Origin of the sequence: Pedobacter sp. UBA5917, from assembly GCF_002432345.1 — a bacterium.
Taxonomy (GTDB): Bacteria; Bacteroidota; Bacteroidia; order Sphingobacteriales; family Sphingobacteriaceae; genus Pedobacter.
The window spans coordinates 1-16,019 of the sequence record NZ_DJDT01000191.1 but is presented as its reverse complement, the minus strand read 5'-3'; the positions used below and the strand labels follow the sequence as shown (position 1 = coordinate 16,019).

Sequence of the window (16,019 nt, the reverse complement as noted above, 5' to 3'; positions counted from 1 at the left end):
TTACCCAGGAAGAAGGCAGGGTGATTTCGAAAGCGCCCAAAAAAGAGGCGGCGAAAGCTACCAGCAAAAGGAAAAAGAAAAAGTTGAATATACCGTTTGTGGAGAGACTATTCAGCGCATCGGCCCCAAAAATTACGGTTACCAGCAACCCAAGTACTACGTAAATAAGGATAATGAAAAAACCATACAGTGCTGCACGGCTAAACGCTTTTCCTTTTTCCGATCCTTTGGTAAAAAAACTAACGGTTAAGGGCAGCATGGGGAAAATACATGGCATCAGCAATGCCGCCAAACCGCCCACAAAGCCCGCAATAAAAATTCCCCATAAGGTTTTATGGGCCTCTTTTGTTTGGATTAAGGTTTTTTGAGCAGTTGTGGGTACGTTAGTTGTTGTTTTCGAAGTAGAATCGTTTTTTTTAACCGTATCGGTAACTGTTTCAGGCTTAATCTCGGTAAAAGTGAGACTGTTGGTATCGGTGCTGTTCTGTGCATATCCACTTAAGGATATGGCACAAAGCAACAGCAACCCGAGACAGATTTTCTTTAAGGATATCATATGCTCTGCTCCGCTTATTTTACAGGAATGTTAAAATCTACCTGTTCGGGCGGCAAACATTGTTTATCATCGCATACCATAAATTCTACATTGCCGTTAACGGTTGCAGTTTTACCTTTTAGCTTAATTTTTTGCTGAAACACTACCGATTTTCCAAAATAACTTACATTCATTTTAAAGGTAGATTCGTATTTAGTAACCGCTTTTGGTTCGGTTGTAGTACCAACTAAAGTGTATGTGCTTGATGATGGGAAGGTAAAAGTAGTTTTAACCGGACCGCCTTCTTTAACAAACTGCGAGTATAAGTGCCATCCCTGATCTATTGTGGCTTTGATAAAAACCGTTGCGGTTGTTGCACCTGTTTTTTTTGCTGCATAGCTCCAGGTAACGGGTTTTAAGATCTGGCTGTGTGCGGCAAGGCCGGTTAGGCATAAAGCCCAGAATAAAAAAGTAATTTTTTTCATGTTGTGGTTTGTTTGTTTATGGTTGTTGATTAGTGTAATCTGCTAAAAGCCTGGTAATCGATAAAATCTACTTCGGGTGTAATGTAGCCTGCTTTAACAGGTTCTTCCCTCATGAGGTCGGTACTGAGGTATTTCTTGTTGCTATCCGAAAATATGGTGACCACGCAACTGTGCGCGCCAATTTTTTGCTGTTGTTTTATGGCTCCTATAACATTTGCACCAGATGATATGCCTACTGCGAGGCCTAGTTTTGAGGCCAGTTTCTGTGCCATTAATATCGCATCGCCATCGTTCACCTGTACCACTTCGTCCAGTTCGTTCAGCTTAACAATATCGGGTATAAACTCATCAGAGATACCCTGTATCCTATGGCTGCCAACTTTGTAGCCCGTGGTTAGTGTAGGCGATTCTGCCGGCTCCAGTGGATGTATTTTAATGGCTGCATTCTGCTTTTTTAAAAAATTCCCAACGCCCATAATGGTTCCGCCTGTACCTACGCCGGCAACAAAAGCATCGGGTGTAAGGTTTTTTAAACGCAGCTGTTCCCATATTTCTTTTCCGGTAGTTTGTTCGTGCGCTTCCGGGTTGGCGAGGTTTTCGAACTGTTTGGGTAGAAAAACATCAGGGTTGTGTTCGGACATAAATTCGGCCAGTTTAATGCTGCCGATAAAGCCGCCTTCTTCTTTGCTCACCAGGATAATTTCGGCACCCAGGCTTTTAATAATATCCATGCGTTCTTTACTCAGCCAGTTGGGCATAATAATGGTAACAGGATGCCCCAGTGCCTTACCTATAGCAGCAAATGCAATCCCCGTATTGCCGCTGGTGGCCTCAACAATTTTATCCCCTGCTTTGATTTTACCCTCTGCATAGGCCTTTTGTAAGGTATAAAGCGCCATTCGGTCTTTAATACTGCCGGTTAAATTATAATGCTCACATTTTACATAAATCAGTCCTTTTTTACCCTGATAAGTATAGGAAAGCTCCAGCATTGGTGTATTGCCGATGAGCATCGAAAGATGTTCAAACTTATCCTGAAGCGCAGTATGAGAACTTACCATTGACATCATATATTAAAGCATTAAAGCGTTTATGTTTGGTTATGATTAATTACGGTAAAAGTCTATAATGTATATTGTTTTGTCAATACAATGGTTTATTTCCTTAAATTTTCTGTTATATTGCGTAATAATTAGTTGAATTTTCATTTTTAAGCTGTTTAGGTAACATCAATTATAATTTTTTTCAACTCATCAAAAATGGTACAGGGAGATTTAGATAAGGTAGATGTGCAGATATTGAGGCTTTTACAGCAGGATGCTTCTTTTACCAACAAAGAAATTGCTTTAAAGCTCCATAAATCCATTGCAACGGTGCACGAGCGGATCAGGCGTTTAAAGGAACAGGGCTATATTAAAAAGATTGTGGCCATCCTTGATCGGAAGAAAATAGACCGGAACCTGATCGCATTTTCGCATGTATTGCTCAAAGAACATACTGCAGACACGCTTGTAAAGTTTGAAACAGAGGTTTCAAAATTCCCTGAAGTGATGGAATGTTTGCAGATGACAGGTGCGCACGATTTTATACTCCGGATAGCAACCCGGGATATGGATGCTTATCATGAGTTTTTACGTAATAAACTGGCCACATTACCCAATATTACCACGGTACAGAGTTATTTTGTGCTTTCGGAACCAAAAAGTGAAACAGCCTATCCGATTTAGAAGGGGTAAAGAATTACCTGTATTGGCTTAAGAACGAAATGGGCTGGTTAAAAAAATACAAATTATCTTTTTGCGTAGGTTCATTCCTTAATGCCTACGATATTTTAGGCAATGAATCAGGCATCGGTTATAAATGCACGCAAGTTTTACAAATTATTAAAAACACATTTTAATGAAAAAGATTAAAATCGAAATTCAAAACTGCAGTAATGAGAGGATGTCAATCCATAAGGAGCCAGAGGCCATAGAAGGATTTATTAATGTACGCGATAAAGTTGAACTTGAAACCAATGATGAAGAAGACAATATTTCAATTAATGTAGGTAAGAATGATGACGGAACAATTTATATCCAGATATGGGATGCTCGAAACACAAGCTACACCATATATCATAATGGCAAAGATATGTTTGAAGCATATTTATAGTAGAAAGCTATGGTGTTGGGAGAGCCTCTAACTGGTTTTAACGTCTTGCTACAACCAAAATGTAACTTACATAACACAGTTTAACACAATATTGGACTTTGTTTATCCAGAAACTGATTTACAGAGAAAAACAAAATTAAATGGCCATATTTTCAGATTTATCAAGTAATTTTCAGCTAATCGATTACTCTCCAACTCATGGTCAATTGTTGATCAGGTGTTTAAAGAATAAGCAGCGGGATTATAATATCGACATTATTTTTAAAGGGGTATTACATATTTTAATACCTGTGGTATTTAATGGGATAGAAATCGCCGCGGCTGAAATAAATGAGGATAATGGGTATCTCGTAGCTAATTATGGTTTCAAAATATCTGGAGATTATCGGATTTTTTCTATTACGGATACAAAAAGTAAAATATATTATTTAAATGCGATGTGTTTTGGAGTTTATCATAATAAATTAGATAGCCTTGAGACAAGCATTGGAAGATATGATATGGACAGTTTGGGAGAAAATATTTTATGGTATGCCGATTAAGATGCCTTGGATGTTTACTTTGTAATTGGCTATCATGATAAGGCCAGCAGAAATATTGGACTCTCAGTGATTAACAATACCTCTAAAGACATCTATATGAACACCCTTTTTTATTAACAAAGGTTGGAAGGTGTTAATACAATTCTTAAAGTAAAAAGAGTCCAGGTTAATATTGGATCAGCTAACGGAAATGCGCTAAATATTTTTAATTCGAACATTTAAAGTTATACATGAATTTAGAATTTGATTCATTAGTGAAAAAATTATATTCCGGAACTATTGTTAAGGAAGAATTCGTTAAATTATATTTTAATGGAAAAATACCTTCAGAGCATGATATTTTAGATTTAATTGCATATGCAATTTCAATTAAGGATAGTAGATTAATAGAAGAGGTTGTAGTTTTATTATATACCGGATATTTTAAAACAGAATCTTTTTTATTAGTCTTATGTGGATTACTTAGCGCGCATTGGCATATCAAGCACGAGGATATTGTTACACTGTTAAAGGAAATAAAGTCACCTAAAGCGGTGAACTGTTTATATAGTGCAGTAGAACTTCGCTTTGCCTATCTTGATTATGATGATACTTATCAATTTGCCCGGAAGTGTATTAAGGCATTATCAGTAATTGGAGATGAAAACGCAGTTGAAAAGTTAAAATTGCTTACAAATAGCAAGATTCCTATAATTGGAGAATATGCAGAGCGAGAATTGCGGAACAAAGGTGTACTTTAACTTTGAATAGTCTTACTTTATCTTCTCTTATCTGGCGCAAGTTTTCGTGGTTAGCGCAAATGGGGTAGAAGCTCCCTGCCTGTGAAAACAGGCTATTATACCCCTGTATTCAAATGGCATAATTATCCATCATTATGATCAGTTTATGCATTTTTAACCTGCATCGCAAGTGATAATTTAAGGTAACCAAATTTAAACCGATAATATGAGCACTGTTTCTGCAATGCAGATTTCAAAATACTGTTTTGGACAGAATTTAAGTGGTTTTTTCTTTCTGCGGGTAGCTGCTTTGTACATCGGATCGCATAAAAATAGCTGCATACCTATAAAAAGATCCACATATATTTAATTAACCCTTAAACAACCAAATCATGTTAAAAAAATCACTTTTAGTAATTTTATTGCTGCTTAATGTTTCAGTGGCGCTAAATGCAAAAACCGGAGTACCGGCAGTTAAAAACCGTCCTTTTTTTGCCTGTACTTTCACCCCGAACAATTCGAATCTTTCATATACTTATGGACCAGGTTCTTTTAGTTTAACCAGTGTAAACTATGCTGCTACTTATTTTGGAAGCAACCCCTATTCGCAGGGACAGTGGGAGGTTGGTGTGGTAATAGGCTCTGTAGATTGTCACCCTTCTACCTATATATATGGAAGAAAGCTACAGGCAGATGGCCGTTTGATGGAGACCGGGATTACCGCTTCAGGTTATGTTGTGGTAAAATGGGTTTCAGGTCCATTAATGCCATCCAACCCGATGACTTATGCTATTGAAATGGGTAATGTAAACATATCAAGCACCGGAGGCTAGGTATTTATCATTCCGTTATATTGTTCCTGATCTTACTATAGGTATATTAAAAAACCGCTTTGAATTCATAAGTCAAAGCGGTTTTCTTATTAATTGTTAAATAATTTAAACTTAGTTGATCGCGAAGTATTCCCAGCCCGAAGCGGTTGCACGGGTGCAGGTCATGGCCTGGGTGCCATTTTCACTCGAAATGTACCTTCCATTGTTCCCTCTTAATGCTATTTTTCCATCTGCAGCAACAATCCAGTCAAATTTTTCCCAGTCGCCTATCGTTGGCCTGCTACAGGTAATGGCCTGTGTTCCGTTTTCAGAAGATACGTATTTGCCCATGCTTCTTAAAGCTACTTTGCCACCACCGGCATCTATAACGGTAAACCTTTCAGTTGATGTAGCTGTAGTTGTAGTACAGGTCATGGCGGCTGCACCATTCTGTCCGCTCACAAATTTATTGTTGAAACCTTTCAGCGAAATTACCGTACCAAATGGAATGTTCGATCCACCGTTATTTACGCGGTCAACAAGTGTGGTATAAATGGCACTTAGTAACGAATTACCGCCGGTTGCATCTGCATTCAAGTCCCAGATCATGATACCGCCTGCCTGGTCGTAAGCCAGGTTTGCCTTACTTTTTATCGTAGGGATACCATTGTAACCTACATTGCCGAAAGTATCGGAATTCGGACTTCCGCCCTGGGCCAGAATGTCTTTGTAATCTACATAAGAATTAGACGAGCGGCCATAGAAAGGCACACCAAGCGTAGTTTTTGCGACAGAAAGTCCGCGGCCCTGCCAATAGTTGATAGAACCCACGGCATAATTATAGGTAGAGTGATTGGCACCACCACCATCGTAAGCCATTAAGTTTAAAAAATCTACAGCATTGAAAACTGCATTTTGGATACTAGCGCCACCTTCCGAAACCACGGCTGCGGTAAGTAACTTTCCGTTATTATGAAGTTGCGTGCTCAACTGTTGCATCAGGAGCGTAAAGTTATTGGCCGAAGCGCCATTATTCGGGTATTCCCAGTCAATATCAACTCCATCAAGGTTGTACTGGTTTACCAGGTTCATGATGTTGTTGGTAAAATTGGTGCGGTAAGTTGCATTTGCGGCAAAAGCTTCAAAAGCACTGTCGTCTCCATTGTTCCATCCGCCTACAGCAATTGATACTTTTACACCTGCCGCATGAGCTGATGTTACCAGACTTTGCAGTTTAGATGGATTAGGTAACGCCTGCAATCCTCCGGTCGACGTTGGCAGGATAAAAGCATAATTTACATGGGTAAGTTTACTGAACTGGATCTGGTTAACCGCCCCAGCCCATGATGGCATGTAGCCAACTACCCTAAACGATGAACCCGGGATAAGCTCAGTAGTGGCAGCTTCCTTTTTTTGCTCGTTAAGCGATTGCTGATCCGTAACGATTTCCGACTTTTTACAGGAATAAAGAACGGTTAGGGCCAGCAGGGTGCCAAGCCATGTTTTTGTTGCATTTCTCATAAGATTTAATTAATTGGTTAGTGATTTATTTTGGTTATTTATTTGCTAATGCCCAAACGATAAGCATGCTTTGGATTTAGCTAAAGCGCATAATTCCCTTCTCACCACGCAATTAATGATGCTCTAATAGTTTAGTTCCAGTACCTTATCAAAAACCAAAGTAATATTATTATTCATTGATTGTGGTATTAATATTACGTAATAGTATGATATGTTTGTTTTTGACTAGTTCTAACGATTGAAATAATTCGGTGTTAGTTAGCATGGGGCAGAGTGTTTGGCGCATGGCGCTAAGCGATTGACAGCAGTTACCACTTCAGCGTAACCTTGTTCTGAATATTTGGGAGTCTAATGACCAATGACCAATGAACCAATTGTCCTAATACAACAGTTAAGCAATTAACCAGTTATGGATAGTCCACAGTCTTGAGTTCTGAGTCGAATGACTAATGACCATTAAACAGTTTCCAGTTGGCAGTTTACAATTAACAATTTAACAATCCTGCAATTAAACAATTAGCCTGCTTGCACAGTTAACCCCCTGAGCGTAGTCGAAGGGTAAACAATTAACCAGTTAACCAACAAATAAATCAATTCTAATCCCATTTTAAAGTAATTATCAGAATTTGTTCATAAAGTAAATCAACAGTTATAAGCATAGATTAAAGTTTTACTTTTATGCCTCGCGGAATTAATTCTTAGTAGAAACCGTAAACATTAGTTAAAGCAAAAGCCTTTCAGGATTGAAAGGCTTTTGCTTTTTTTAATTATATGTTACGTTATGCTAAAAACCTAAACCAAGAGTAAAACCCCTTACTGCCGTAGTAATAGTTGCCCCTGCCGTTGCTGCTCCGCTGGTTAAGTTTACCGAGTATAATTTCTGTACACCACCAACGGTAAATATACCATAGGCAAGTCCGCTTGTACCGCCGATATCGAAACCACTGTTTGCTTCAACATTTATGCCCAAAGGACCTACATCAACTAAAGTACCGTTGTTTGGCGGATCTTGTTTATATAAGCGATCGCCTGTCGAATCGATATCAAATAATACAGTTGTTGTAGCACCTGCAAAGTTATTGGTGTAGGCTGCACCTGAAATCGATGCGCTGGCTAACGAAATAGAGCCATCAACCGTTAATGCGCCATCATTTGGGTTTACCCTGAAATTCTGTCCGGTATTTCCAACTATTCTGATACGATCAACAGTTGGGTTAAAATCTATACCAACCTGGCTTGCCGTTAATAAAGTTGTTAAAGGTCCGGTTCCCACCATCGCAGCTGCGCCTGATGATGCGTTTATAGTATATATCCTGCTGGTACTTCCAATGGCATATAACTGTCCATTTAAAGGACGGATATCTATACCTAAAATACTTTCTCCTGCCTGTATACCTGTAATCGCTTTAACCACAAGCATCGGCGTAGCTGCTGCAGGATTGAAGATCAACAATTCGTTACTGTTCGATACTGCATAGGCAACAGGTTCGGTCGGAATAGCCAGGCCGGTAATCTGTTGATCTACATTGCTTATTTTTGAAGCTTTTCCCGAATTTAAGTCAATTAAATACAGGCCCGATTTGCCACCAACAGTTAAAGCTGCCAACGCTGCGGTGCCATCAGGATTAATATCGAAACCGCCGCTATCTTCAACATCAAAACCAAGGCTCCCTACTTCAACCAATTTTCCATCATTTGGTGGATCTTGTTTATGAAGCTTATCATTTGCTACATCGATATCAAAAAGTATCGTAGTGCTGGCTCCGGCTTTATTTTGTGTGTAAGCGGCAGATGCAACTTTGGCATTGCTAATTCCATTAATAATACCATCTGTTGCAGCTACTGTTCCTGTTTCAGGGTTTAAACGTAAATTTTGTCCTGATGAAGTTATTAAACGGATCCGGTCTACCGTAGGGTTAAAATCGAAAGCAACCGAAGTGCCGCTTAAGGTAGGGGTAAAGGGGGCTGCAGAAATTGATCGGGCTGCTCCTGTTTTCTGATCAATTACATATAAGCGGCTGGTGCTTCCTACGCCATATAATTGGCCTGTTGCCGGACGGAAATCTATACCTAAAATGGTTTCACCGGTTTGCAATCCCGAAATGCTCACCTGCGAGGTTACAGTATTAGGGTTTTTGGCATTAATCAAAAGTAATTTGCCATCTGCTGTAAGGGCATAAAAGTTAATATCCGGTCCAGGAGTAAGTGTTTCTTGTTCAGGACCATTATTGCGGTCTTTTTTGCAGGCAGAAAATAAAATAGGGATCATAATAGCCAATAGGGCCACTATGATTAAGTGTTTAGTTTTAATCATGTTGTGAATTTTAATTAAGAAAATTAAGTTGGGGTTAAGCGTTTAAGCTTGCTTTGGGGGATATTTTAATGTTTGAAGGGGGCATTTAACAAGTCGGTAATCGCCAGAAAACAATTTGTTTTTTACGATGGCTATACTCAGAAAATGGATTTTTATTAAGCCGTTGGAAATAAAATCTTCCAATTTAATTTTTTCTTCCGCCCGTTCATCATTTTCTTCAGTCTCGGGTTTTTCTGATTTACTATTGTTTTCTTTTAGAGTTTCCTTTGCAACTTTTGGTAAAGCAACGGCAGATACTGCTATTCTTCCCGCAAAAGCGATGAGGAGAATGAGTACAATTAGAAGCCTTTGATAAAGGGATGCCATTTGCCTGACTTGATTTTTAAGGGGAATTAACAACATATACGATAAAAAAACTTCCTTAGATTTTTTAAGAATAATATATTTAATTATGGATATTGTGAGACGGAAAATGGACAATGAGCAACTTGTAGATTATATTGTATTAGAGAATTTCTGCACAAACGTTTGTTTTGGACGATGGATAGATAATTTTTCTTAATTGTTGGTTTAATGTTAACCGATTTTATAAGATTTTGTGCAATCTTTGCATTGATGTTAATCCGTTGTGGATGTGGGGTTTTTAAAGCGGTGTATGGTTTATCAGTCAATTTTAAATTAAAACGCTAATCGTCTTATGCAACCGGTAGATAAAAATATAGAACCTGTTTTTTACCTGATTTACAATAGTATAGAAAGTAATCCTTGTGATGCGGGCATGTTAAAGACCTTACTCGATCAAAGTAGGGATTTTAATAAACAAAATGATATTACAGGCATATTATTATATGTAAAGGGACAAAAAATCACCAAAAGCAAAGGGAGGTTTATGCAATTGCTCGAAGGGGAGGAGCGGATTGTACGCAAACTTTATAAAAAAATAACCAGCGATACCCGTCACTGGGCAATAACCTTATTGCAGATCGGGAAATATGATGAACGCATCTTTAACGAATGGAGTATGGGTTTTGAAGATTCTGATAATGATACCTTTCGTTCTGCAGACGGACATTTTAATCTGAATGATATTATCGAGCATTGCAACAGATCAGCACCTTCTGATGTACCATTGCAGTTTCTGCGGAGTTTCTATAACGAAGGAAGTTAAGCTTAAGTTAAATAAGCCTAAAGCCCAAGGCCGACACCGGCAATATTGAATAATCTTTTCTGTATTTTAATTAATGGGACTAATTCATTGACTAACTTATCGGTACTATTGTAGAAAAAATCTGGGTATCTTCCAGTAAATGATCTTTTGGCCTTTGCTGTAATCAATTCTACCGAAAACCCAAAGCCATCATGCACGATAGGATATCCTTTTTTGGTATCGTAGCCCCTCTGTTTAGCCAGTCTGATTATTTCTGTTTCATCTAAACTCCGGCAGGTAAACAAACCCTCCGTTTTTAACTGGTTAAATTGGTTTTCAATATCGAATGGCTGTAGTGGCATAATGTCTATTCTCATGCTTGTAATTGCCCTTTTCTTTTTGTACTTCCTTGTAATATCATTAAAAGAAATTTTATTCGCCTGCCATTTTTTGTTTTTATAGCTTATTAATAATAATCCCGAATTATCATGAATGCCATCGAAAGGTTTTATGGCAAACCATAAACGTAATTGAAATTCGGGTTTATCAAATATTTTTTTCGGTAGAAACTTCATGAGCCTTTCATTGCTCAGTTTGACTTTTGGATCATTCTTGAAATCAAATTTTTCCTGGGCTTGCGTAACGCTGGTTGTAAAAAATAATAAGAGGAGTATACCTTTTTTAAACATAATAACAGCTTTATTTGATGATGGCCTAATCTATGGGATTCCATAAGTTGATTGTTTTTATTGTACTGCTGCTCAAACCAATTGCAGTATGATGCCAAGGGTGTGATATCCAATCAAAATGGATTTGGAAGTTTAACAGGATCAACAAAAACAGTAGTGTAAATCCTACTTCTTTAAAACAAAAACAACCATTTAACAGTTATTTTCGTATTAATGGTACGGTCCCATTCAGTACATATCTGTTTGTTATTGATAATTGTCTGGCTAAATTGTTAAATGATGTCACGTTCTTTTTGTTTTTCTGTCAAAACTTGTAAATTGCCTAAGTAAAAAGCAACAAATTGTCAGTTATTCGAATCGAAGAAATCCTTACAATAAACCGACAAAATGATATTTTAAAAGGCGGCAATCAATAAAATTCCCTTTTAAAACCTATAAAACAGTTATTACGTAGATAGATATATATTTATAGGAACGATATTCAAACCGAATTTTTTAGGATGGTGGATATGAATACTGCCTTTTATCCACCTATATGGCGCAATTGTTGATAAAATAAACAAAATGGTACAGTCGCTTTTTATAATTTATTTTATAGTTTAGGGACGTAGCTGTTAAGAAAGGTATTATGGAAGCAAAATTTTCACCACAGGTTAAAGATGTAATCTCTTTTAGTAGGGAGGAAGCGCTCCGCTTAGGGCACGATTACATCGGAACCGAGCATTTATTATTGGGCCTCATCCGCGAAGGCGATGGTATGGCTATAAAAATTTTACGATCGTTAGGGGTTGATACCGGTAAATTGCGCCGCTCAATTGAAGATGCCGTTCGCGGTACTTCGAGTGTTACAGTAAACTTAGGCAATATTCCATTAACAAAACAGGCAGAAAAAGTTTTAAAAATCACTTATTTAGAAGCTAAAATATTTAAAAGCGATTTAATTGGCACCGAACATTTGCTGTTATCGGTTTTGAGAGATGATGACAACATCGCCTCGCAGATCCTTTTACAGTATGGCGTTACTTATGATGTTTTTAAACAGGAGGTTGAAGTGAATAAAAATGGTTTTAGAGACGATATCTCAAACAGCGCTTCAACTGGCGGTGATGACGATTATCGTGAAGAAGAAAGCTTTAGTACACCGAAGAAGGTTTCAGATATTAAATCTAAAACCCCGGTTCTTGATAATTTCGGTCGCGATTTAACCAAAGCCGCAGAAGAGGGCCGTTTAGACCCAATCGTAGGCCGCGAGAAAGAAATCGAGCGTGTATCGCAGATTTTATCCCGCAGGAAAAAGAACAATCCGATTTTGATCGGTGAGCCAGGTGTTGGTAAATCGGCAATTGCCGAGGGCTTGGCCCTTCGCATTGTACAGCGTAAAGTTTCGCGTGTGCTTTTTGGCAAACGTGTGGTTACGTTAGATCTTGCATCGTTGGTGGCCGGTACAAAATACCGTGGCCAGTTCGAAGAACGTATGAAGGCCGTGATGAACGAGCTTGAAAAATCGACCGATGTAATTTTATTTATTGATGAGATCCACACCATTGTTGGTGCAGGTGGTGCATCAGGATCGTTAGATGCATCTAATATGTTCAAACCTGCTTTGGCAAGGGGCGAAATACAATGTATCGGTGCTACAACTTTAGACGAATACCGTCAGTACATTGAAAAAGATGGCGCTTTAGACCGTCGTTTCCAAAAAGTAATGGTTGAGCCTGCTACACCGGATGAAACCATCGAAATTTTAAGCCGTATTAAAGATAAATATGAGGAACACCACGGTGTAACTTATACCCAGGAAGCTATTGAAGCCTGTGTTACTTTAACATCGCGTTATATTTCTGACCGTTTCTTACCTGATAAAGCCATTGATGCTTTAGATGAAGCCGGTTCGCGTGTTCACTTAACCAACATTCATGTTCCTCAGAACATTATCGATATCGAGGCTAAAATCGAAGATATCAAGTTGGAGAAAAACAAGGTTGTACGCAGTCAGAAATACGAAGAAGCCGCAAAACTCCGCGATACAGAGAAAAATTTAATTGAAGAATTAGATAAAGCTAAAGCAGAGTGGGAAGCGGAAACCAAAACCAAACGTTACGAAGTATCAGAAGATAACGTAGCTGAGGTGGTTTCGATGATGACCGGAATCCCTGTTCAACGTGTTGGACAAACAGACAGTGCAAAACTGTTGAACATGTACGATAAGGTGGCCGAAAAAATTATCGGTCAGGATGATGCGATCAAGAAATTGACCAAAGCTATCCAACGTACAAGAGCTGGATTAAAAGATCCAAAAAAACCGATCGGTTCATTTATTTTCCTGGGTCCAACCGGGGTAGGTAAAACCGAATTGGCAAAAGAACTGGCCCGTTTCATGTTCGATAGCGACGATTCGTTGATCCAGATCGACATGAGTGAGTACATGGAGAAATTTGCGGTATCACGTTTAGTGGGTGCGCCTCCGGGATATGTGGGTTACGAAGAAGGTGGACAGTTAACTGAAAAAGTTAGAAGAAAACCTTATGCTGTAATCTTATTGGATGAAATTGAGAAAGCCCATCCGGATGTATTCAACATCTTATTACAGGTTTTGGATGAAGGACAGTTAACTGATAGTTTAGGCCGTAAAGTTGATTTTAGAAATACGATCATCATTATGACTTCCAACATAGGTGCACGTCAGCTAAAAGATTTTGGTCAGGGTGTTGGATTCTCTACCTCAGCGAAAACAAATCAGGCCGATTCTCACAGCCGTGGCGTAATCGAAAGTGCTTTAAAACGTGCTTTTGCCCCTGAGTTCTTAAACCGTGTTGATGATGTAGTCGTATTCAATAGCCTGGGTAAAGAAGAAATCTTCAGGATTATCGATATCGAGTTAAAAGCTTTATTCGGTCGCGTTCATACCCTGGGTTATGATATCGCATTAACGGATAACGCAAAAGATTACATCGCAGATAAAGGTTTCGACAGTAATTTTGGAGCCCGCCCTCTAAAAAGAGCGATTCAGAAATACCTTGAAGATCCGATTGCCGAAGAAATTCTTAAAGGTGAATTAACCGACGGGGATGTACTTGAAATCGATTATGATAAAGCTACTGAGCAGATTCTGATCGCACATAAAAAAGGCGAAAAGAAAAAAGAAGAGCCAAAACAGGAAGAAGATTCTTCTAAATAAAATCAGAAACTCCCGATGAAAATCGGGAGTTTTTTTGTTTAAGGTAGATGGGATAAGTCTAATATTGATCTGTTTTTGCCTGTAAAAAGGATAGATAGAAATATTTTTTTCAGTAAAAACGTCGTATCTTTCATTAAACAAACTTAAAATGAAGTCTATCTTATTTCCAATAATGTGCATGGCGCTTTGCTGTGCCTTATCCTGTAAAAAAGGGTCCGATTCCAATACACCGGAAACAAATGCCAAAACGTTTAAAATAGAGATTTCTACAGCGACCAATATCAACAACGATGTGCTGCTAAAATTGATTAACGATACCCGCTTGGCCGGATGTAAGTGCGGCACGGTTACCATGCCGCCAGTTGGCGCCCTTACGTGGAATGTAAATTTAGGTGCTGCGGCAATTTATCAGGGTAAGTATATCGCTTCGATAAAAAGTTTAGTGCATACTTCGGCTAATGGCGAAACAGTCGGTGATCGCGTTACTGCAACTGGCTATACCTGGACTACAGTGGGTGAGAACCTGGCTTCAGGGCAAACTAGCGAAACACAGGTTTTTAATGAGTGGATTGTAAGTGAGAGCCATTGTAAAAACATTATGAACGCTTCTTTTAAAGAAATGGGTGCAGCTAAAACAGATAATTATTGGGTACAGGTTTTTGCTGCTAAATAACATACTTCGTCATCCAGGTTGGTCGGGATTTGCAATTCCGATATGCTAAGACTTATATAAAACCGGCGTCATCTCGACTGGAACGCAGTGAAATGGAGAGATCTAATCTTGCAGGAAAGACCCTGACCGCGAAGCAGCTATTAGACAATTAAGAACAACAGAAATAGCTAATAAAACAAGTTCAGGGTGACGGGCAGTGGAATAATCTTCATTTTGATGGCTTTCTCTCACATCAACTCCTTTAACGCCTTGTAATACCTATCATAAATTTGAGGCTCGGTATTCAGGAACAGAAAAGGTTCTATAAGTTCCAGTTCCATTAGTAAAAACTCGTCGTTTACAAAAGTTCCATCAACCCTCGCGTACAGACAGTTTTTTGCAAATAAATCAACATATTGCTGTGCTATTGCAATCAATTCTTTACCTGGTTTTTGTGGATGAACCGTTCCACCGTGTGCCGGTTGAACCCTAAAATCGCCAGCTTTTGCCTGTTTGATCAAGGAATGACTATATACTCCGTTAAAGAAAATGAAAGACCACTCGCCACTTTCCAATATTTCAGGTAAAAAAGGTTGGATAATAAAATCTTCCTCCTGAATGAGTTGATTTAATTTTTGGTTTACTTCTTCAACATTTTCACGCGTTACCTTAAATGTATTTTTTGCCCCGCCGCTAATGCATGGTTTTACGATTAACTTATCGGTATCAAACTTTACGAAGAAATCTGTAAGAAGCACTTCTTCCTGTTTATTGATAAAAGCACTGGGGATAATCTTTAAACCTGCGGCTTCAATTTCCTGAAGGTATTTTTTATTCGAATTCCACTTCACTGTATCAGTGGGATTAAGCAATTTTATCTTCTTTTCTTCTAAAAGACCAAGCCATTGGTAAAAATCTTTAATCAGGTCGAAATAATCCCATGGTGATTTTAAAATCGCAAGCGCATAATCTCCCCAATTGATGTTCTCATCATTCCAGATCACCTGTTCAATGTTCAGGCCTTTTTCTTTTAAAAAAAGCAGGAGTTTGTCGTCTTCACTTTCAACTGTAGTAGTATCATATGCACCTTTGTCAAGGTAGGTAATCAATGCAATCTTCATGGCGTTAAAACTAAGTTTTATCGTGGTAGATTACAAATAGCTACTTGTAAAGAATCCGATATAGCGGATTACAAATCCGCAGCTCTGGGAGCTCGATTATAAATAATTATGTGGCAGACACAGGTACATTTTTTTCCGCTCCTATGCCGC

15 protein-coding genes and 1 pseudogene are annotated in these 16,019 nt (G+C 38.5%); 8 read left to right on the top strand and 8 right to left on the bottom strand.

The features are described from left to right. The 3 genes and pseudogenes from B2V92_RS12605 to B2V92_RS12595 all read right to left on the bottom strand — a co-directional run. Nucleotides 1–556: pseudogene (locus B2V92_RS12605) on the bottom strand (hypothetical protein); the annotation flags it as partial. Nucleotides 557–570: 14 nt separating this feature from the next. Beyond that, nucleotides 571–1,020 carry a protein-disulfide reductase DsbD domain-containing protein gene (locus tag B2V92_RS12600; protein WP_293308493.1) on the bottom strand — a complete coding sequence of 150 codons (450 nt, stop codon included), beginning with the start codon at nt 1,018–1,020 and terminating at the stop codon, nt 571–573. A gap of 29 nt (nt 1,021–1,049) precedes the next feature. After that, nucleotides 1,050–2,081: a PLP-dependent cysteine synthase family protein gene (locus B2V92_RS12595; protein WP_293308490.1), complete on the bottom strand. Its 1,032-nt coding sequence runs from the start codon at nt 2,079–2,081 to the stop codon at nt 1,050–1,052. Between the two features lie 198 nt (nt 2,082–2,279). On the opposite strand from B2V92_RS12595, the gene B2V92_RS12590 reads away from it, so the two are divergent. From B2V92_RS12590 to B2V92_RS12570, 5 genes are all read left to right on the top strand, one after another. Continuing rightward, complete coding sequence (locus tag B2V92_RS12590; RefSeq protein WP_293308488.1) at nt 2,280–2,747, top strand: Lrp/AsnC family transcriptional regulator; 468 nt, start codon at nt 2,280–2,282, stop codon at nt 2,745–2,747. A 172-nt stretch (nt 2,748–2,919) separates the two neighbouring features. After that, on the top strand, nt 2,920–3,174 hold the full coding sequence (locus B2V92_RS12585) for a hypothetical protein (protein ID WP_293308486.1): 255 nt from the start codon (nt 2,920–2,922) through the stop codon (nt 3,172–3,174). 140 nt (nt 3,175–3,314) lie between these two features. Then, the gene (locus B2V92_RS12580) at nt 3,315–3,716 is read left to right on the top strand and encodes a hypothetical protein (RefSeq protein ID WP_293308484.1); all 402 of its coding nucleotides are present in this window, start codon (nt 3,315–3,317) and stop codon (nt 3,714–3,716) included. 230 nt (nt 3,717–3,946) lie between these two features. Further along, nucleotides 3,947–4,456: a hypothetical protein gene (locus B2V92_RS12575; RefSeq protein ID WP_293308482.1), complete on the top strand. Its 510-nt coding sequence runs from the start codon at nt 3,947–3,949 to the stop codon at nt 4,454–4,456. Between the two features lie 371 nt (nt 4,457–4,827). Beyond that, nucleotides 4,828–5,268 (top strand): hypothetical protein, encoded by a 441-nt coding sequence (locus tag B2V92_RS12570; RefSeq protein ID WP_293308480.1) that lies wholly within the window; start codon nt 4,828–4,830, stop codon nt 5,266–5,268. Between the two features lie 111 nt (nt 5,269–5,379). Here B2V92_RS12570 and B2V92_RS12565 read toward each other — a convergent pair whose 3' ends face one another. The 3 genes from B2V92_RS12565 to B2V92_RS12555 all read right to left on the bottom strand — a co-directional run bounded on the left by B2V92_RS12565 (nt 5,380) and on the right by B2V92_RS12555 (nt 9,448). After that, a complete protein-coding gene (locus B2V92_RS12565) occupies nt 5,380–6,768 on the bottom strand; it encodes a glycosyl hydrolase family 18 protein (protein ID WP_293308478.1) in 1,389 nt (462 codons plus the stop codon). A 784-nt stretch (nt 6,769–7,552) separates the two neighbouring features. Beyond that, complete coding sequence (locus B2V92_RS12560; protein ID WP_293308476.1) at nt 7,553–9,082, bottom strand: DUF4394 domain-containing protein; 1,530 nt, start codon at nt 9,080–9,082, stop codon at nt 7,553–7,555. A gap of 42 nt (nt 9,083–9,124) precedes the next feature. After that, on the bottom strand, nt 9,125–9,448 hold the full coding sequence (locus B2V92_RS12555; protein WP_293308473.1) for a hypothetical protein: 324 nt from the start codon (nt 9,446–9,448) through the stop codon (nt 9,125–9,127). A gap of 331 nt (nt 9,449–9,779) precedes the next feature. Here B2V92_RS12555 and B2V92_RS12550 point away from each other — a divergent pair, with 331 nt between their 5' ends. Next, a complete protein-coding gene (locus B2V92_RS12550; protein ID WP_293308470.1) occupies nt 9,780–10,250 on the top strand; it encodes a BLUF domain-containing protein in 471 nt (156 codons plus the stop codon). 17 nt (nt 10,251–10,267) lie between these two features. Here B2V92_RS12550 and B2V92_RS12545 read toward each other — a convergent pair whose 3' ends face one another. Further along, entirely contained in the window at nt 10,268–10,918 is a 651-nt protein-coding gene (locus B2V92_RS12545) for a hypothetical protein (RefSeq protein WP_293308468.1), read from the bottom strand. 628 nt (nt 10,919–11,546) lie between these two features. Between B2V92_RS12545 and B2V92_RS12540 the strand changes: the two genes are divergently transcribed. Both B2V92_RS12540 and B2V92_RS12535 read left to right on the top strand, forming a co-directional pair. Then, entirely contained in the window at nt 11,547–14,096 is a 2,550-nt protein-coding gene (locus B2V92_RS12540; RefSeq protein WP_293308466.1) for an ATP-dependent Clp protease ATP-binding subunit, read from the top strand. Nucleotides 14,097–14,244: 148 nt separating this feature from the next. After that, nucleotides 14,245–14,769 (top strand): CAP domain-containing protein, encoded by a 525-nt coding sequence (locus B2V92_RS12535; RefSeq protein ID WP_293308463.1) that lies wholly within the window; start codon nt 14,245–14,247, stop codon nt 14,767–14,769. Between the two features lie 227 nt (nt 14,770–14,996). Here the strand turns inward: B2V92_RS12535 and B2V92_RS12530 are convergent, their stop codons facing one another. Beyond that, nucleotides 14,997–15,869 carry an ATP-grasp domain-containing protein gene (locus B2V92_RS12530; RefSeq protein WP_293308460.1) on the bottom strand — a complete coding sequence of 291 codons (873 nt, stop codon included), beginning with the start codon at nt 15,867–15,869 and terminating at the stop codon, nt 14,997–14,999. Nucleotides 15,870–16,019 lie beyond the last annotated feature (150 nt).